Source organism: Iodidimonas sp. SYSU 1G8 (genome assembly GCF_039655775.1).
Lineage (GTDB): Bacteria > Pseudomonadota > Alphaproteobacteria > SMXS01 > SMXS01 > RI-34.
On sequence record NZ_JBBYXJ010000001.1, the window covers coordinates 561357 to 578976 of the forward strand.

The following is a 17620-nucleotide window of genomic DNA, read 5'->3' on the forward strand; positions in this document are numbered from 1 at the left end:
CATGAACATCCTCCACCGGGCGGCGATACTGGCGCTCCTGATCTCCATACCCGCCGGCGCCGCCGCGCAGGACGGCGAATGGCATCACTACGGTAACGATCAGGCCGGAACCCGTTATTCACCCTTGACCCAGCTCACGCCGGAAACGGTGCAAGGGCTGAAACCCGTCTGGACCTTCCGTACCGGCGCCGGCCAGCCAGCCAAAAGCCATTTGCAGGTCACCCCGCTCATGGTCGGTGACAGCCTCTACGTCTGCACCCCGGACAATCAGGTCATCTCACTCGATGCCGAAACCGGTGCCCAGCGCTGGCGGTACACGCCGCCGCCGCCCAACGACAGGCGGCGCACCTGCCGGGGGGTGACCTACTACAAGGTGCCGGACTCGGCCGGGGAGTGCGCGGAACGCATCTACACCAGCACCGCCGATGCCCGCCTGATCGCGCTGGATGCGCGCACGGGGGCGCTGTGTCCCGGGTTCGGGGTGAACGGCTCGGTCGACCTCAAGGCCGGCATGGGAACGGTGCGGCCCAATTATTATTTCGTGACCTCCGCGCCGGCGCTGATCCGGGGCAAGCTGGTACTGGGCGGCTGGGTGGCCGACAATCAGCATGTCAATGAGCCGCCGGGCGTGGTCCGTGCCTATGACGCCGTGACCGGCCAGTTCGCCTGGGCCTGGGATCCGGGAAGGCCGGGCGTGCATACCGAGCCCGGGCCGGGCGAGACCTATACCCTCGGCACGCCGAATTCCTGGGCGCCCATGAGCGCAGACGAAGAACTGGGCCTGGTCTATGTGCCGACCGGCAACGCGACGCCGGACTACTGGGGCGCGCACCGGACGCCGGAATCCGAGGAGTACACGAGCGCCCTCGTGGCGCTCGATGCCGCGACCGGCGAGCCCCGCTGGTCCTACCGGACGGTCCATCACGACGTCTGGGACTACGACGTCGCCTCGCAGCCGACGCTGACGGACATGGTGGTGGGCGGCCGCGCCGTGCCGGTGGTGATCCAGCCGACCAAGCGCGGTCAGCTTTTCGTGCTCGACCGGCGTACGGGCAAGCCGGTGACCAAGGTGGTCGAGCGGCCCGCGCCGCAGGGCGCCGCGCCGGGCGACTGGCTGGCGCCGACCCAGCCCTTTTCCGTCGGCATGCCCAGCTTCGCGGGCGAGACCCTGACCGAGCGGGACATGTGGGGCATCACGCCCTTCGATCAGCTCTGGTGCCGCATCAAGTTCAAGCTCGCCCGCTATGACGGCACGCTGACTCCGCCCAGCGTCAAACCCTTCATCACCTCGCCGGGCTATCTCGGCGGCATGGATTGGGGCGGGGTGTCGGTCGATCCTGAACGCCAGGTCATGATCGTGAACTGGAGCCGGATGCCCAACTACTCCAATCTCATTCCCCGGGCCGAAGCCGACGCCATGGGCATCAAGCCGGGACCGGAAGGGATCGTGCCTCGCAAGCCGAGCGCGCAGGGCGGCACGCCGTTCGCGATCCGCACGGGCGCGTTCCTGTCACCCCTCGGTGTGCCCTGCATCGCGCCGCCTTACGGTCTGATCACGGCCGTCGACCTGAAGACCCGCGAGGTGCTCTGGACAAGGCGCCTCGGCACCGCCAAGGAGAACGGCCCGTTCGGTATCCCCTCCATGGTGCCGCTGACCATGGGCGTGCCCGCCATCGGCGGGTCGGTGGTCACCAAAGGCGGCCTGATCTTCATCGGCGCCAGCATGGACAGGATGTTCCGCGCGATCGACCGCCGCACAGGCGAGGTCGTGTGGGAGGATCGCCTGCCGGCGGGCGGCCATGCCACCCCGATGACCTACATATCGCCGAAAAGCGGCCGGCAGTTCGTCGTCATCGCGGCGGGCGGTCATCTCGGCCTTGCCAGCCCTCTCGGCGATTACCTGATCGCCTACGCGTTGCCTCGGAACTGAACCTTAGTCCAGCGTCCGGCCCAGACGTCCGGCCAGTTCTTGGATGAACTGCCAGGCGACGCGGCCGGACCGGGCGCCGCGCGTCACCGACCATTCCAGCGCCGCGGCGTGGATGTCCTCGCGGTCGCCGGTCAGGCCGTGCCGCGTGCAATAGCCATCGATCATCGCCAGATAGTCTTCCTGGCTGCAGGTATGAAAGCCCAGCCACAGGCCGAAGCGGTCGGAAAGCGACACTTTCTCCTCGACCGCTTCCGCCGGATTGATGGCGGTGGAGCGTTCGTTCTCCATCATGTCGCGCGGCATCAGGTGACGGCGGTTCGACGTGGCGTAGAAGATTACATTGTCCGGCCGGCCTTCCAGGCCGCCTTCGAGCACCGCCTTCAGCGACTTGTAGGTCGTGTCGTCATGATCGAAGGACAGATCGTCGCAGTACAACACCGCCCGGCGGCTCTGGTCGCGCAACCCGTGCAGCAGGCGGGGCAGGGTGGGAATGTCCTCGCGATTGATCTCGACCAGCGCCAGCCCGCCGCCCGTATCCTTGTTCACCCTGGCATGCGCCGCCTTCACCAGCGAGCTCTTGCCCATGCCACGCGCGCCCCAGAGCAGGGCGTTGTTGGCGGGAAAGCCCTCGGCGAACCGGCGTGTGTTCTCCAGCAGGATGTCGCGCACCCGGTCGATACCATGCAGCTGCTCGATGTCCACCCGGTTCACCTTTCGGACGGGTGTCAGCCGATCGGGATCCGGATGCCAGATGAAGGCATCCGCGCCGTCCAGCGACAGCGCCTCGACGGGCGGCGGCGAACGCCGCTCCAGCGCCTCGGCAATACGCGTCAGGGCGGCCAGAATCTCATCGTTACGGGTTGTGTCGGTCACGGTCGATCCCCACATGGGCAAAAGGCGCGGGACGTTACCATGCGACCGCGCGAGGTCCAACGCTCGCCGCCACGAAACCGTCATCGGCCCTGCATTTGCAAACGGGCCGGTGGCTTGTATAGTCCCGGCGCATTCTGAATAGAGGAGACGTTAATGCCCGCTGAAGGCGCAATGGGACAAATCCTGCTGCTGGTCGCCATGTTCGCGGTTTTCTACCTGCTGCTCATCCGGCCGCAGCAGAAACGCGCCAAGGAACACCGCGCGAAGATCGCCGCCATCCGGCGCGGTGACACGGTCATCACCGCCGGCGGCGTGATCGGCAAGGTGATCAAGGTCGAAGGCGAGGAAGTCGTGGTCGAGATCGCCGAGAACACGCGCGTGCGCGTCGTTGCCCCAACCATCGCCGATGTCCGTTCCAAGGGCGAGCCGGTGAAGGTCGCCGACAAGGCGCCCGCCAACGACGCCGGTTGACATGCGGCTCGAGGAACAGGCGCAGCCCGGCGCGCTCCTGGTCCAGGGTTATGGCAGCGGTGGCTTCCGGCTGGGCGGAAAGCGCCATGAAGGATCGCTGATGATCCTGCCGACCGGTCCCCTGGACTGGCCGGTCGTCTCGGCGGAGGGAATTTCCCTCGCGCAGCTCGAACCGGTGCTGGCCCTGGCGGACCGCATCGACATCCTGCTGGTCGGCTGCGGTCTCGCCATGCGCCCCGTCGATCGTACCTTGGCCGAGAGCCTCCGTCAGAGTCACGGCATCTCGGTCGATTTCATGGACACCGGCGCGGCCTGCCGCACCTTCAACGTCCTGATGATGGAAGGCCGCCAGGTCGCGGCGGCGCTGATCGCCATCCAGTAAGGATGCGGGAGACAAAAAAAGGGCGCCGTGAGGCGCCCTTTTCGTTTGTCTGCGAGACGGCTTACATCGAAAAGCCGTTCGAGCTCTGACCGACCATCGCATAAAGCATGGGAATGGACAGCATCGTGTTGATCCGCGAGAACATCTTGGCGCGGGCGGCCGCCTTCGGCTTCTGATCGGCGGGGGCGTCCACCAGACCCAGCGCGATCTTCTGCGCCGGCCAGATGATGAACCACACGTTGAACCACATGATCATGGCGAACCACATGCCGTAGCCGATGCCCAGCTTCAGGGCGAGCGCATCGACCAGATAGTTGGACAGGATCGCGAGCAGCAGGCCCGTGATCAGTGTCGCCATGGCGCCCCAGCGGAACCAGAACAGCGCTTCCGGGGCGATGTGTTTGCTCACGCCGGGCTTATGTTCGTCCGGAATCTTGGGCATGGTCGGGATCTGGACGAAATTGAAGTACCAGAGCAGACCGATCCACATGACGCCGCTGATCACGTGCAGCCAGCGGACGATGAAAGCCGTGTAGCTGCTGGCGTGATCCGGCGCGCCTTGCCAGCCGCCAAGGCTGGCGCCGATGGTTGCCTGGGCCGCGAATACCATGAGAATGGTGAGAATGATGCCGGCGATAATTGTCGCCGGCAAAGAGTCGGTGATCTTAGACATATTGTCTCTCCCCCTTTTGGCTCTAGATCAAGGCCCTGAGCAAGCGTTGATCCGTGGGCGGCGATGATACCACAACATCATGGGGGAACAAGCTGCACAGGCCACAAACAGGCCTTTGCATCCTAGGGCTTACAGGATAAATCCAGCGAATGCAGGCCATCCCCCGACACATCTACCAATGCGCCGCGACCGTTCGCCGCGATGATCACGACAGGTACCTCACCGTGCTTCATGCGCGGACGCAGGACCGTCCCGCATTGTTCGGTCTCTACGCCTTCAACATCGAGATCGCCAAGACCCGCGAAGTGGTGTCCGAGCCGGCGCTCGGCGAGATCAGACTGCAGTGGTGGCGCGAAACCGTGGAACAGCTCTATGCCGGCCAGTGCCGCGAGCACGAAGTGGTGAAGGCGCTCGCCGACATCCTCGCCGCGCGCCCGCTGCCCCAGGCCGCGCTGCTCGATCTCATCGACGCCCGCGAAGGCGACCTCTACGACGAACAGCCCCAGACCCTCTTGGAGCTGGAAGCCTATGCCGAGCGGACCGGCGGCGGCATCCAGGCGCTGGCGGCGCTGTGTGTCGGCGCCACCAATGGCGCGTTGGAAGCCGCCCGCCACGTCGGCATCGCCTGGGCCCTGACCGGCCTGGTCCGCGCGCTGCCCTATCATGCGCGCCAGGGCAGGGTGTACATGCCGGCGGATCTGATGCGAGAGGAAGGTCTGGTCGATCCGCTGCGGCCCGACCGGGAACAGACCGAGGCGCTGGCGCGCATCCTGCGCCGCATCGGCGACCGTGCCCGCGGTCACCTGATCTGCGCCCGCCAGAAGGCCGGCGCCATCGCCGCGCCGGTCCGGCCGATCCTGCGCCTGGCCTGTCTCGCCGACGGCTATCTGGCCTGCTTGGAGCGCAGCGACTACGTGCCCGACACGGTCAACTACGAACGCGGCGCGCTCGGCCGCCAGCTGCGGCTGACCTGGGCCGGCCTGACCCGCAAGTTCTGAGCCGGTCTATTCCGCCGCGGCGCGGTCGGTGACGCCGAGCCACGCATCGAGGTCGCGCAGCGCCCGATGTGCCACGGACTTCTTGCGCTCGTTCTTGCGCACCTTGCCGTCCGGCGGCGGCAGCAGGCCGAAATTGATGTTCATGGGCTGGAAGCTGTCCGGCACGTCGCGGCCGGTGGTGTGGCCGCCCGTGATGTGATTGAGCAGGGCGCCCAGCGCCGTCGTCTCCGGCGGCGGCGAGACCGGCTCGCCCCGCGCCTCGGCGGCGGCGAAACGGCCCGCCAGCAGGCCGATCGCGGCGCTCTCCACATAGCCTTCCACGCCGGTCACCTGACCGGCGAAGCGGATATGCGGCCGCGCCTTCAGGCGCAGCACCGGATCCAGCACTTCGGGACTGTTCAGGAACGTGTTGCGGTGAATGCCGCCCAGCCGGGCGAACTGGGCGTTCTCCAGCCCCGGAATGGTGCGCAGCACCTCGGTCTGGGCCGCGTGCTTCATCTTGGTCTGGAAGCCGACCATGTTGTAGAGGCTGCCCAGCTTGTTGTCCTGGCGCAGCTGCACCACGGCGAACGGCCGGCGCGGATTGTTCGGATCGGTCAGCCCGACCGGCTTCAGCGGTCCATAGGCCAAGGTCAGCGGCCCGCGCTCGGCCATCACCTCGACCGGCAGGCACGCCTCGAAATAGGGCGTGTCCTTCTCCCACTCCTTGAACTCGGTCTTGGGCGCGGCCACCAGCGCGGCGACGAAGGCGTAGTACTGTTCCTCGGTCATGGCGCAGTTGATGTAGTCGGCGCCGTCGCCCTTGTCGTAGCGCGACTGGAACCACGCCTTCGAGAAGTCGATGCTGTCCTTGTAGATGATCGGCGCGATGGCGTCGAAGAAGGCGAGGGAGTCCGTGCCCGTCTCCGCCCGGATCGCCTCGGCCAGCGGCGCCGCCGTCAGCGGACCCGTGGCGATGACCACGCTGCCCCAGTCTTCCGGCGGCAGCGTCTCGACCAGGCCGCGTTCCACCGTGATCAGCGGCTCGGCGCGGATCGCCGCCTCGACCGCCGCGCTGAACGCGTCGCGGTCCACCGCCAGCGCGCCGCCCGCCGGCACCCGGTGCGCGTCGCCCGACGACAGGATCAGCGAGCCGCAGCGGCGCATTTCCTCGTGCAGCAGCCCGACCGCGTTGTTCTCCATGTCGTCGGACCGGAAGGAATTGGAACACACCAGTTCCGCCAGACCCTCGGTCTGGTGCGCGTCGGTCATGCGCAGCGGCCGCATCTCGTGCAGCACGACCGGAATGCCCGCGCGCGTGATCTGCCACGCCGCCTCGCATCCCGCCAGTCCGCCGCCGATCACATGAATGGGTTTGCTCACGCCACTCGCCCCGCATTGTTTTCGCTGCGGCTGATTTAGTGCATTTGCCGCCACGGAGCAAATCCGTGCTCAGGCCCGCTTGCGGCGTTCCTTCGGCTTCAGCAGCGGCGCCAGGAACTGGCCGGTATAGCTCTCCTTGCACGCGGCCACGTCCTCGGGCGTGCCCTCGACCACGATCTGGCCGCCGCCATTGCCGCCTTCCGGCCCCATGTCGATGATCCAGTCGGCGGTCTTGATCACATCCAGATTGTGCTCGATGACCAGCACCGTGTTGCCCGTATCGACGAGCGCGTGCAGCACCTCGAGCAGCTTGCGCACATCGTGGAAGTGCAGGCCGGTCGTCGGCTCGTCCAGGATGTAGATGGTCCGGCCCGTCGCCCGCCGCGACAACTCCTTGGCCAGCTTGACCCGCTGCGCCTCGCCGCCGGACAGGGTCGTCGCCTGCTGGCCCACCTTGACATAGCCCAGGCCAACCCGCTGCAGCATCACCAGCTTGTCGCGGATCGCCGGCACCGCCTTGAAGAACTCCGCGCCATCGTCCACCGTCATGTCCAGCACGTCGGCGATGCTCTTGTCCCGGTAGTGCACTTCCAGCGTCTCGCGGTTGTAGCGCTTGCCATGGCAGACATCGCATTCCACATAGACGTCCGGCAGGAAGTGCATCTCGATCTTGATGACGCCGTCGCCCTGGCACGCCTCGCAGCGGCCGCCCTTGACGTTGAACGAGAAGCGCCCCGGCTTGTAGCCGCGCGCCTGCGCCTCGGGCAGCGCCGCGAACCAGTCGCGGATCGGCGAGAACGCGCCCGTATAGGTCGCCGGGTTCGACCGCGGCGTGCGGCCGATGGGCGATTGGTCGATATCGACGATCTTGTCGATATGGTGCACGCCCTCGACGGCATCGTGCTCGCCCGGATGGCTGCGCGCCTTGTGCAGGGTGCGGGCGAGGGACTGGTAGAGCGTGTCGATCACCAAGGTCGACTTGCCGCCGCCCGACACGCCGGTGACGCAGGTGAAGGTGCCCAGCGGAAAATGCGCGGTCACGTTCTTCAGATTGTTGGCGCGCGCGCCCTTCACCGTCAGCTGCTTCGACTTCTGCAGCTTGCGCCGCGTTGCCGGCACGGCGATCTGCTCCAGGCCGACCAGATACTTGCCGGTCAGGCTGTCGGGGTTCGCCATGATGTCCTCCGGCGTGCCCTCGGCGACGATGGTGCCGCCATGCACGCCGGCGCCCGGTCCCATGTCCACCACGTGATCGGCGGTGCGGATCGCGTCCTCGTCATGCTCGACGACGATCACCGTGTTGCCCATGTCGCGCAGATTGCGCAGCGTCTCCAGCAGCCGCGCGTTGTCGCGCTGGTGCAGGCCGATCGACGGCTCGTCCAGCACGTACAGCACCCCGGTCAGCCCCGAGCCGATCTGCGAGGCGAGCCGGATACGCTGGGATTCGCCGCCCGACAGGGTGCCTGACTGGCGCGACAGGGTCAGATAATCCAGGCCCACATTGTTCAGGAAGCCGAGCCGCTCGACGATCTCGCGCAGGATGCGCGCGGCGATCTCCTGGTCCTTCGGGCGCAGCTTGTCGTTCAGCCCCGCGAACCAGGCATGAGCCTGGGCGATGGACATCTCGGACACCTCGCCGATATGCAGCCCGTCGATCTTGATCGCCAGCGCTTCCGGCTTCAGGCGGAACCCGCCGCAGGCATCGCAGGGCGTGGCGTTCTGGAAGCGGCTCAGTTCCTCGCGGATCCAGGCGCTGTCCGTCTCCCGCCAGCGGCGCTCCAGATTGGGAATGACGCCCTCGAAGGCGCGGGTGGTCTCATAGCGCCGCTTGCCGTCCGCATAGATCATCGGCAGCGCCTCACCGCCGGAGCCGTAGAGGATGACCCCCTGATGCTCCGGCGACAGATCCTGCCAGCGCGCCGTCATCCGGAAGCCGTAGTGCTTCGACAGGCTCTCCAGCGTCTGGTTGTAATAGGGCGACGGCGCCGCCGTGCGCGACCACGGCGCGATGGCGCCGCCCTTGATGGTCAGGTCGTCGTCGGGGATCACCAGCTGCGGATCGAAGGTCAGCTTGCTGCCCAGCCCGTCGCACACCGGACAGGCGCCGAACGGATTGTTGAACGAGAACAGGCGCGGCTCGATCTCCTCGATGGTGAAACCGGAAACCGGGCAGGCGAATTTCGACGAGAACACGATCCGCTCGGCGGTCTCGTCCGCGTACTCGGCGATGGCGAGCCCGTCGGCGAGGCCAAGCGCCGTTTCGAAACTGTCCGCCAGCCGCTGCTGCAACCCGTCGCGCACCACGATGCGGTCCACCACCACGTCGATGTCGTGCTTGATGTTCTTCTCCAGCACGGGCGCTTCGTCGATCTCGTACATCACGCCGTCGATCTTCACGCGCTGGAACCCGCGCTTCTGGAATTCCGCCAGATCCTTGCGGTACTCGCCCTTGCGCCCGCGCACCACCGGCGCGATCAGGTAAAGCCGCGTGCCCTCGGGCAGCGCCATCACCCGGTCCACCATCTGGCTCACGGTCTGGCTCTCGATCGGCAGGCCGGTCGCCGGCGAATAGGGCACGCCGACGCGGGCGAACAGAAGGCGCATGTAGTCGTACACCTCGGTCACCGTGCCGACCGTCGAGCGCGGGTTGCGCGACGTGGTCTTCTGCTCGATGGAGATGGCCGGCGACAGGCCTTCGATGTGATCCACGTCGGGCTTCTGCATCAGCTCCAGGAACTGGCGCGCATAGGCCGACAGGCTCTCCACATAGCGGCGCTGGCCCTCGGCGTAGATCGTGTCGAAGGCGAGCGACGACTTGCCCGACCCGGACAGGCCGGTGATGACGATCAGCTCGTCGCGCGGCAGCGTGACGTCGATGCTTTTCAGATTGTGCTCGCGCGCGCCGCGGATGGTGATGGACTTGTTCATGGAATGTCGTTGCCGGGACTGCACTGTGCTACCGTTCCGCGAGAGGGCATGAAGCCAACGGGCGAAGGCGAGGGACCGTTCCGGGTCCGCCCGATCCGCTCGGCGGCATTGGATGGTGCGGCATGCACGACGTCACCGCCTCGGGCGGTTTCCGGCGTGTCAGACCGCAAAGGTACATGGTGTCATGACGGCGATAAATCTCGCTCTTTTTTTTCTGATCTGCGTCGTCGCGGCTTACCCCGTCGTTGTCGGCCGCAGGCCGGATCGCGCCGTTTTGCTGGACCGCATGCGGCCGTTCCGCGTCCTGGCCGGCGCGGCTGGCCTGTGCCTCGGGGTGATCCAGATGGCGGCGTTCCTGCCCGTACTGGGATTGATGCTCGATCATGTCCCCACGGCGGTGGTGGCGATGATCGTCGGGCTGGAGATCGTGCTCAGCACCATGCTGGTGTATCCGCCTCTCGGCCGCCGTCTGATCGGCAAGCCGGCCCAGGACCCCGTTCTCGTGCAGGCCCCGCTGGCGACGCTCGGCATCGGCCTGGTCGCCATCTGCCTGATCGATCTGGCATCGTGAGCGTTGAGGATGCATAGTGTGCGCGAATGCCCGGTGTTTCTGCTTTGTTCTCATAGCGGTTTACAGTAGGGTTCGACCAATTTCAATCTTCGAAAGGATCGTGCGATGGCCGGGAGCGTCAACAAAGTCATTCTGGTGGGCAATCTGGGCCGCGATCCGGAATCACGCAGCCTGGGCAATGGCGGCAAGGTGGTGAACCTGAACGTCGCCACGTCCGAATCGTGGCGCGACCGGCAGTCGGGCGAGCGCCAGGAGCGCACCGAATGGCACCGGGTCGTGATCTTCAACGAGAATCTGGCCGAGATCGCCGAGAAATATCTGCGCAAGGGCTCGAAAGTGTATCTGGAAGGCCAGTTGCAGACCCGCAAATGGACCGATAATTCGGGCGCCGAAAAATACACCACCGAAATCGTCCTGCAACGCTACCGCGGCGAGCTGACGTTGCTCGACGGCCGGGGTGACGGCGGTAGCGGAAGCGGCGGTGGCGGCGGCTTCGGCGGTCGGGAACAGGACAGCTGGGGCGGCGGCGGCTCCTCGTCCAAGGGCGGCATGGGTGGCGGTGCCAGCGATCTGGACGACGAAATCCCCTTCTGATCACGCCGAATTGTTACGGCGCCGACGCCTCGGGCCGTTGCGGTAACGCTTTGCCGCGATAGCTCTATGTCCAATGCACGGACAATGGAGACCGACCATGACGAACAAGGCCCTGGCGACGGCGCTGATGATTTCCACCGCGTGGTGCGGCGCGGCGCTGGCCGATACCGCCATCGGCACCGACGCACGCAAGTCCCTCAGCGTCACGGTCTATAATGGCGGCTCGGCGTTGGTGCGCGACACGCGCACCGTCTCGGTGGACGCGGGACGCAGTGTCCTGTCCTTCGTCGATGTGGCGGCCCAGATCCAGCCCGAGACCGCGCTGCTCAAGGGCGCGCGCTTCGACGTGCTGGAGCAGAATTTCGATTTCGATCTGCTCAGCCCGGACAAGCTGCTCGAAAAGGCGCTCGGTGGCCCCGTGACCCTGGTCAAGACCAACCCCGCGACCGGCGAGGAAACGTCCCAGCAGGCGACCCTGCTGGGTGCCGCCAACGGCGTGGTGCTCCAGGTCGGCGACAGGATCGAGACCATGAACGGGACCAGCGGTCCCGCCGGTCGTCTGGTTTTCGACACGCTGCCGGCGAATTTGCGCTCGCGGCCGACCCTGTCCATGACCGTGAACGCGGCGGCGCCCGACACCCGCGATCTGATGCTCACCTATCTGACGGACGGGCTGGGCTGGAAGGCCGACTACGTGGCGAATCTGGCCCCGGACGAAAAGTCCCTCTCCCTGCAGGGCTGGATCACCGTTACCAACACCAGCGGCTCCGCCTATCAGGATGCGCGTTTGCAGGTGGTCGCCGGGCAGATCAACCGGGTGTCGCAGGGGATGCGCCGGGATATGGTCGCGGCGGCGCCCATGGCGGGCAAGATGTACGAGTCCGCGCCTCAGGAAGAGTCGTTCTTCGAATACCACCTCTACACGTTGCCCCAGCCTGTCACCCTGGCCGAGAACCAGACCAAGCAACTGACCCTGCTCGAAGCGCCGAAGATCGCCGCGACCCGCGTGCTGGAAAGCCGGGGCGGCGGGTACTGGTACATGTCCCGGGTCGGCGAGATGCAGCCCCAGCCCGCCAACATCAGCCTGAAGTTCGACAATCGCGACCAGGCCGGCCTGGGCCGACCGCTGCCGGGCGGCGTCATTCGCGTCTACAAGGACGATGCCCGCGGCGACGCCCAGTTCGTTGGCGAGGATCGCATGAACCACACGCCCAGGAACGAGGAAGTCGTGCTCAATCTCGGCCAGGCCTTCGACGTCACGGTCAAGCGCACCCAGACGGACTTCCGCCAGCAGAACCGGCCGGACGGCCAGCTGTCCGAGGCGACCTCCACCTGGGAAGTCACGGTGAAGAATGGCAAGAAGGAGCCGGTCGACGTGCGCGTGATCGAGACCATGCAGGGCGACTGGACCGTGACCGCCGAGAGCCTGCCCCACAAGAAACAGTCGGCCAACGAGGCCATCTGGACGGTGCGCGCTCCCGCGGAAGGCCAGACCACCTTCACCTATACGGTCTTGACCCGCAACCAGCCCTGACCATGCCACGCGGTTTTCCGCGTCTCTCCTGGCGGGCAACGCGAGGTTTGCCGCGCGAAACCTTAACGATGGCAAGGGCTTGAGAGGGCCATGAATCCTTGTTCCCCACACCCCGGACTGGTATAGTGTGGCCCTCTTCGCTACCACATGTTGCGCCGCGGTGACGCGGCGCGCTGCATTTCTGGAAGGCAGTCAAGACCCTTGACGGACGATACCAACCTACCGCCGGACCCGCCCGAAGATCTTTCCGCCGGACCCGCTGGCGGCCCAAGCCTGCCCTCGATCACCATCGAAGAAGAGATGCGCCGCTCGTACCTCGATTACGCCATGAGCGTGATCGTGTCCCGTGCGCTGCCCGATGTGCGCGACGGCCTGAAGCCGGTCCACCGCCGCATCCTCCATTCCATGAACGAGAACGGCTACACCCACGACAAGGCCTACCGCAAGTCGGCCCGTATCGTCGGTGAGGTGCTGGGTAAGTATCACCCGCATGGCGACCAGTCCGTGTACGACGCCATGGTCCGCATGGCGCAGGATTTCTCACTGCGCCTGCCGCTCATCGACGGGCAGGGCAATTTCGGCTCCATGGACAACGATCCGCCCGCGGCCATGCGATACACGGAAGCGCGCCTCGCGCTCTCGGCCGAGGCGCTGCTCGACGACATCGACAACGACACCGTCGATTTCGTCGCCAACTATGACGGTCAGGAACGCGAGCCCGTCGTCCTGCCGGCGCGGTTTCCCAACCTGCTGGTCAATGGCGCCGGCGGTATCGCCGTGGGCATGGCGACCAATATTCCGCCGCACAATCTGGGCGAGATCATTGACGCCTGCTGCGCCTATGTGGACGATCCGGGCGTCACCGACGACCGTCTGATCGAACTGGTGCCCGCGCCCGATTTCCCCACGGGCGGCATCATCCTGGGCCGCTCCGGCGCCAATTCGGCGGCGCGAACGGGCAGGGGCTCGGTCATCATCCGGGGCAAGGTCCACTTCGAGGAGATCCGCAAGGATCGCCGCGCCATCGTCATCACGGAAATTCCTTTCCAGGTGAACAAGGCGGGCATGGTCGAGAAGATTTCGGACCTGCACCGGGCCAAGCGTGTCGAGGGCATCGCCGAGTTGCGCGACGAGTCCGACCGGCACGGCATCCGCGTCGTCGTCGAACTGAAGCGTGACGCGGTGCCCGAGGTGGTGCTGAACCAGCTCTACAAGTTCTCGCCGCTGCAAACCTCGTTCGGCGTCAATGCCCTGGCCCTCAATGGCGGCCGGCCCATGCAGATGACGCTGAAGGAGATGATCGCGGCCTTCGTCGAATTCCGCGCCGAGGTCATCACCCGCCGCACCCGTTTCCTGCTCCGCAAGGCGCGCGACCGGGCGCACGTGTTGGTCGGCCTCGCCATCGCGGTCGCCAATATCGATCAGGTCATCGCCCTGATCCGCGCCGCGCCGGACACCGGCACGGCCCGTCAGCAGCTGATGGAGCGCGACTGGCCCGCCGCCGACGTGGAGCCCCTGATCGAACTGATCGCCGATCCGGGCTATGCCGTGGTCGATGGCAAGTATCGCCTGTCGGAAGTCCAGGCCCGCGCCATTCTCGACCTGCGCCTCGCCCGCCTGACGGCCCTGGGCCGCGACGAGATCGGCGACGAGCTGAAGGGGCTCGCGGCGGACATTATCGATTATCTCGAGACGCTGCGGAACCATTCCAAACTGATGGGCATCCTGCGCGCCGAACTGGTGGACGCACGTGAGAAATTCGCCACGCCCCGCCGCACCGCCATCGAGGAAAGCGAATTCGATTTCGAGGACGAGGACCTCATCGCCCCCGAGGACATGGTCGTCACCGTGACTAACGCCGGTTACGTCAAGCGTGTCCCGCTCAGCACCTACCGCGCGCAGAACCGGGGCGGCAAGGGCCGCTCGGGCATGTCGACCCGCGACGAGGATTTCGTCACCCAGCTGTTCGTGGTCAACACCCACACGCCGCTGTTGATCTTCACCGCCAATGGCCGTGTCTTCAAGCTCAAGGTCTGGAAGCTGCCGGTGGGCACGCCCCAGTCGCGCGGTCGTCCGCTGATCAATCTGGTGCCGCTGGACGAAGGCGAGGGCGTCGCGACCATCATGCCGTTGCCCGAGGACGAAACCACGTGGGGCTCTCTCAACGTCATGTTCGTGACCTCCCGCGGATCGGTGCGCCGCAACACGCTGGACGACTTCTCCAACGTCATGTCCAACGGCAAGATCGCCATGAAGCTGGAGGACGGCAACCGGCTGGTCGCCGTGGCGGCCTGCACGCCCGATGATGACGTGCTGCTATCCGCCCGTTTCGGCAAGTGCATCCGCTTCCCCGTCGATGAAGTCCGCGTCTTCGCGGGCCGCTCGTCGGAGGGCGTGCGCGGGATGCGGCTCGCGGAAGGCGACGAGGTCATCTCCATGTCGATCCTGCACCACAACGAGATCACGGTGGAGGAGCGCGACAACTTCCTGCGCGCGCGGCGCCGCGAGGAAGGCGCGCCGCTCGAAGGCATCACGCAGGAGCGGGTCGCCGAGCTGGAAAGCCAGGAGCAGTTCATCCTCAGCATCACCGAAAAGGGCTATGGGAAGCGCACCAGCGCCTATGAGTACCGGATTTCGGGCCGCGACGGTCAGGGCATCATCGATATCGACACCTCGGAACGGAACGGCACTGTGGTCGCCAGCTTCCCGGTCGCCGACACCGACGAGATCATGCTGACCAGCAATGGCGGTCAGCTGATCCGCATGGGCGTCCACGACATTCGCGTCACCGGCCGCGCCAGCCAGGGCGTGACCCTGTTCAAGGTCGCCGAGGGTGAGAAGGTCATGTCCGTCGCCCGTCTCGCCGATGTCGAACAGGACGAGGACAGCCAGCAGGATGACGAACCGGCGGGCGACGATGGTCCGGCCGACGAGAGCCCGGGCGAGGCGGAATAAGCGGAGGTATCATGGGTAAAGAGAAAGTCGGCCTGTATCCGGGAACCTTCGACCCGATCCACAATGGCCATCTCGACATCATCGGCCGTTCGCTGCGTCTCGTGGACAAGCTCGTCATCGGCGTCGCGATCAACGCGGGCAAGGGTCCGGTCTTCACGCTGGAAGAGCGGGTCGACATGGTGCGCCGCGAATGCAGTCGACTGCAGGCGGATGGCGCGGTCGACGTGCGGCCGTTCAGCGGGCTCGTGGTGAACTTCGCCGACGAGGTCGGGGCCACCATCCTGGTGCGCGGCCTGCGCAGCGTCACCGATTTCGACTACGAGTTCCAGATGACCGGCATGAACGCTCGCCTCAATCCGGCGGTCGAGACCGTCTTCCTCACGGCGAGCCTGGGTCAGCAGGCCATCGCGTCGAAACTCATCCGCGAAATCGCCATGTTTGGCGGTGACATCGCCCCGTTCGTACCCGCCGACGTGAAGGAACGCACAATGGCGCGCATGAAGGAACGCGAGTAAACCCATGAAAATATTCCGTCATGTGATCATGGCCGTCATGATGGCCTGCGTCGCGTCGCCGGCTCTCGCCATCGATTGGTCGACCGTCGATCCCGAGAATGTGCTGGTGCTGGAGTTGCGCGATGGCCGCGTTCTCATCGAAATGCGGCCGGACAAGGCGCCGAACCATGTGGCACGCATCAAGGAGCTGACCCGCAAGGGTTTCTATGACGGGCTGAAGTTCCATCGCGTCATTCCCGATTTCATGGCGCAGACCGGCGACCCCAAGGGCGATGGTACCGGCGGCTCGGGCCAGAACCTGAAGGCCGAGTTCAACAGCCTGCGCCATCTGCGCGGCACCGTGTCCATGGCGCGAGGTCCTGACAATGACGACAGCGCCGACAGTCAGTTCTTCATCATGCTCAACGCCAACCGGTCCCTGGACAAGAAGTACACCGTCTGGGGCCGTGTCATCGAAGGCATGGAAGCAGTCGATCTGATCACCAAGGGCACCAAGGAGAATGACGGCAAGGTGGATTTCCCCGACCGCATCGTCTCCCTCAAGGTGGCCGCCGACATGACGCCCGAGGAGCGCGGTCCGTCCACACCATCAACGCCGGCCGCGCCCGCTGACGCCGCCGAATAGGAGAGAAGACCATGAGCAACGACAACACCCTGTATCTCGACCTGAAGAGCGGCCGCGTCACCATCCAGCTGTTGCCGGAGAAGGCGCCGGGTCATGTGGCCCGCATCAAGGAACTGGTCCAGGAAGGCTTCTACAACGGGCTGAAGTTCCACCGCGTCATTCCGGGCTTCATGGCCCAGACCGGCTGTCCGCAGGGCACCGGCACCGGCGGCTCGGGCAAGAAGCTGAAGGCCGAGTTCAACGACGTTCCGCACAAGCGTGGCACCGTTTCCATGGCCCGCGCCATGGACCCGAACAGCGGCGACAGCCAGTTCTTCATCTGCTTCGACGACGCGCCGCACCTTGACGGCCAGTACACCGCCTGGGGCCAGGTCACCGATGGCATGGAACATGTCGACGCCATCAAGAAGGGCGATGCCCGCGCCAACGGTTCGGTCAACGATCCCGACACCATCGTGAAGGCGACCCTCGCCGGCGACACCGTCTGACCACCGAGTTCGAGGCCCATCCGGCTGGCATCTCGCCGCCGGATGGGCCTTTTCTTGATCGGGTCAGGCCGCTTCGCTCCGGAACACCGGCGCCGCCAGGCCGTAGGCGTGATCGCGGATGTCCACGGGCCACGAGCCCGTATGCTGCTCGAACCCTTCCAGATTCCCGGCGAACAGCGCGCGCGTCGCCTCCTCGAACCCCTCGCGGTCGCCCGCCATCACCATCATGAAGCGATAGGCGGCATCCTGCGCCTGCCGGACCCGGTCCTTGCTGTTCGCGGCGCGCCGTGCCTCGTCGACCAACCGGCGCAGCGTCACCGACGCACCGCCGGGCTGCTCGTTCAGCCATTCCCAATGCCGCGGCAGCAGTGTGATTTCCCGGGAGATGACACCCAGCTTCGGGCGGCCGGGACGCCGGACCGGCGCCTCCGGCGACCGGGCCGCTTCCCCGGCCAGGTCGCGCGCCGCGACGCCGCGCAGCACGTCGTCGCGGCTGCCGCGCAGATCCAGGTCGATGACCCGGCTGGTCCGGTCGTCGAAGATCAGCAGGGCCGCGGTCTCGTCGGCCTCCAGCGACTCCTTGACCACCAGAGCCACCCAGGTGAGGTCGCCGGTGGCGATGCGGGACACGCCATTGAAGGCGGTGCAGGTATGTCGGTCGGTGTCGCTCATGTCGGTCTCCCAGAAGATGCCGCTATTTACCCGGGTATAAAGGACGGAG

At 66.0% G+C, this 17620-nt stretch carries 16 protein-coding genes; 11 read left to right on the top strand and 5 right to left on the bottom strand.

Annotated features, from left to right (window positions below; translation table 11 throughout):
* Position 1: 1 nt before the first annotated feature.
* Positions 2-1930 carry a pyrroloquinoline quinone-dependent dehydrogenase gene (locus WJU17_RS02795; RefSeq protein ID WP_346325821.1) on the top strand — a complete coding sequence of 643 codons (1929 nt, stop codon included), beginning with the start codon at positions 2-4 and terminating at the stop codon, positions 1928-1930.
* Positions 1931-1933: 3 nt separating this feature from the next.
* Here the strand turns inward: WJU17_RS02795 and WJU17_RS02800 are convergent, their stop codons facing one another.
* A complete protein-coding gene (locus tag WJU17_RS02800; RefSeq protein WP_346325822.1) occupies positions 1934-2803 on the bottom strand; it encodes an ATP-binding protein in 870 nt (289 codons plus the stop codon).
* 153 nt (positions 2804-2956) lie between these two features.
* Here WJU17_RS02800 and yajC point away from each other — a divergent pair, with 153 nt between their 5' ends.
* Entirely contained in the window at positions 2957-3274 is a 318-nt protein-coding gene (gene yajC, locus WJU17_RS02805) for a preprotein translocase subunit YajC (RefSeq protein WP_346325823.1), read from the top strand.
* A 1-nt stretch (position 3275) separates the two neighbouring features.
* Positions 3276-3656 carry an Mth938-like domain-containing protein gene (locus tag WJU17_RS02810; RefSeq protein WP_346325824.1) on the top strand — a complete coding sequence of 127 codons (381 nt, stop codon included), beginning with the start codon at positions 3276-3278 and terminating at the stop codon, positions 3654-3656.
* 61 nt (positions 3657-3717) lie between these two features.
* Here WJU17_RS02810 and WJU17_RS02815 read toward each other — a convergent pair whose 3' ends face one another.
* Positions 3718-4329 carry a urate hydroxylase PuuD gene (locus WJU17_RS02815; RefSeq protein ID WP_346325825.1) on the bottom strand — a complete coding sequence of 204 codons (612 nt, stop codon included), beginning with the start codon at positions 4327-4329 and terminating at the stop codon, positions 3718-3720.
* A 149-nt stretch (positions 4330-4478) separates the two neighbouring features.
* On the opposite strand from WJU17_RS02815, the gene WJU17_RS02820 reads away from it, so the two are divergent.
* Positions 4479-5327, top strand: coding sequence for a phytoene/squalene synthase family protein (locus WJU17_RS02820; protein WP_346325826.1), 849 nt, complete (start codon positions 4479-4481; stop codon positions 5325-5327).
* Between the two features lie 6 nt (positions 5328-5333).
* Here the strand turns inward: WJU17_RS02820 and trmFO are convergent, their stop codons facing one another.
* Together trmFO and uvrA are read right to left on the bottom strand one after the other, a co-directional pair.
* Positions 5334-6689 carry a methylenetetrahydrofolate--tRNA-(uracil(54)-C(5))-methyltransferase (FADH(2)-oxidizing) TrmFO gene (gene trmFO / locus WJU17_RS02825; RefSeq protein WP_346325827.1) on the bottom strand — a complete coding sequence of 452 codons (1356 nt, stop codon included), beginning with the start codon at positions 6687-6689 and terminating at the stop codon, positions 5334-5336.
* Positions 6690-6758: 69 nt separating this feature from the next.
* Entirely contained in the window at positions 6759-9617 is a 2859-nt protein-coding gene (uvrA, locus tag WJU17_RS02830; RefSeq protein ID WP_346325828.1) for an excinuclease ABC subunit UvrA, read from the bottom strand.
* A 184-nt stretch (positions 9618-9801) separates the two neighbouring features.
* On the opposite strand from uvrA, the gene WJU17_RS02835 reads away from it, so the two are divergent.
* The 7 genes from WJU17_RS02835 to WJU17_RS02865 all read left to right on the top strand — a co-directional run bounded on the left by WJU17_RS02835 (position 9802) and on the right by WJU17_RS02865 (position 16899).
* Complete coding sequence (locus WJU17_RS02835) at positions 9802-10188, top strand: hypothetical protein (protein ID WP_346325829.1); 387 nt, start codon at positions 9802-9804, stop codon at positions 10186-10188.
* Between the two features lie 105 nt (positions 10189-10293).
* On the top strand, positions 10294-10782 hold the full coding sequence (gene ssb, locus WJU17_RS02840; protein WP_346325830.1) for a single-stranded DNA-binding protein: 489 nt from the start codon (positions 10294-10296) through the stop codon (positions 10780-10782).
* 97 nt (positions 10783-10879) lie between these two features.
* Complete coding sequence (locus tag WJU17_RS02845; RefSeq protein WP_346325831.1) at positions 10880-12316, top strand: DUF4139 domain-containing protein; 1437 nt, start codon at positions 10880-10882, stop codon at positions 12314-12316.
* Between the two features lie 273 nt (positions 12317-12589).
* Entirely contained in the window at positions 12590-15271 is a 2682-nt protein-coding gene (gyrA, locus tag WJU17_RS02850) for a DNA gyrase subunit A (protein ID WP_346327380.1), read from the top strand.
* 11 nt (positions 15272-15282) lie between these two features.
* On the top strand, positions 15283-15786 hold the full coding sequence (coaD, locus tag WJU17_RS02855) for a pantetheine-phosphate adenylyltransferase (RefSeq protein ID WP_346325832.1): 504 nt from the start codon (positions 15283-15285) through the stop codon (positions 15784-15786).
* A 28-nt stretch (positions 15787-15814) separates the two neighbouring features.
* On the top strand, positions 15815-16411 hold the full coding sequence (locus tag WJU17_RS02860; protein WP_346327381.1) for a peptidylprolyl isomerase: 597 nt from the start codon (positions 15815-15817) through the stop codon (positions 16409-16411).
* Positions 16412-16422: 11 nt separating this feature from the next.
* Entirely contained in the window at positions 16423-16899 is a 477-nt protein-coding gene (locus WJU17_RS02865) for a peptidylprolyl isomerase (protein ID WP_346325833.1), read from the top strand.
* A gap of 63 nt (positions 16900-16962) precedes the next feature.
* Here WJU17_RS02865 and WJU17_RS02870 read toward each other — a convergent pair whose 3' ends face one another.
* Positions 16963-17571, bottom strand: coding sequence for a DUF2239 family protein (locus WJU17_RS02870; protein ID WP_346325834.1), 609 nt, complete (start codon positions 17569-17571; stop codon positions 16963-16965).
* Positions 17572-17620: the final 49 nt, after the last annotated feature.

What these genes read in the sequence shown, in the direction of transcription:
- yajC (WP_346325823.1), top strand. Translation starts at nt 2,957, where the DNA reads ATGCCCGCTGAAGGCGCAATGGGACAAATCCTGCTGCTGGTCGCCATG.
- ssb (WP_346325830.1), top strand. Translation starts at nt 10,294, where the DNA reads ATGGCCGGGAGCGTCAACAAAGTCATTCTGGTGGGCAATCTGGGCCGC.
- WJU17_RS02865 (WP_346325833.1), top strand. Translation starts at nt 16,423, where the DNA reads ATGAGCAACGACAACACCCTGTATCTCGACCTGAAGAGCGGCCGCGTC.
- WJU17_RS02815 (WP_346325825.1), bottom strand. Translation starts at nt 4,329, where the DNA reads ATGTCTAAGATCACCGACTCTTTGCCGGCGACAATTATCGCCGGCATC.
- WJU17_RS02845 (WP_346325831.1), top strand. Translation starts at nt 10,880, where the DNA reads ATGACGAACAAGGCCCTGGCGACGGCGCTGATGATTTCCACCGCGTGG.
- uvrA (WP_346325828.1), bottom strand. Translation starts at nt 9,617, where the DNA reads ATGAACAAGTCCATCACCATCCGCGGCGCGCGCGAGCACAATCTGAAA.
- WJU17_RS02820 (WP_346325826.1), top strand. Translation starts at nt 4,479, where the DNA reads ATGCAGGCCATCCCCCGACACATCTACCAATGCGCCGCGACCGTTCGC.
- WJU17_RS02835 (WP_346325829.1), top strand. Translation starts at nt 9,802, where the DNA reads ATGACGGCGATAAATCTCGCTCTTTTTTTTCTGATCTGCGTCGTCGCG.
- WJU17_RS02810 (WP_346325824.1), top strand. Translation starts at nt 3,276, where the DNA reads ATGCGGCTCGAGGAACAGGCGCAGCCCGGCGCGCTCCTGGTCCAGGGT.
- WJU17_RS02870 (WP_346325834.1), bottom strand. Translation starts at nt 17,571, where the DNA reads ATGAGCGACACCGACCGACATACCTGCACCGCCTTCAATGGCGTGTCC.
- WJU17_RS02795 (WP_346325821.1), top strand. Translation starts at nt 2, where the DNA reads ATGAACATCCTCCACCGGGCGGCGATACTGGCGCTCCTGATCTCCATA.
- coaD (WP_346325832.1), top strand. Translation starts at nt 15,283, where the DNA reads ATGGGTAAAGAGAAAGTCGGCCTGTATCCGGGAACCTTCGACCCGATC.
- WJU17_RS02860 (WP_346327381.1), top strand. Translation starts at nt 15,815, where the DNA reads ATGGCCGTCATGATGGCCTGCGTCGCGTCGCCGGCTCTCGCCATCGAT.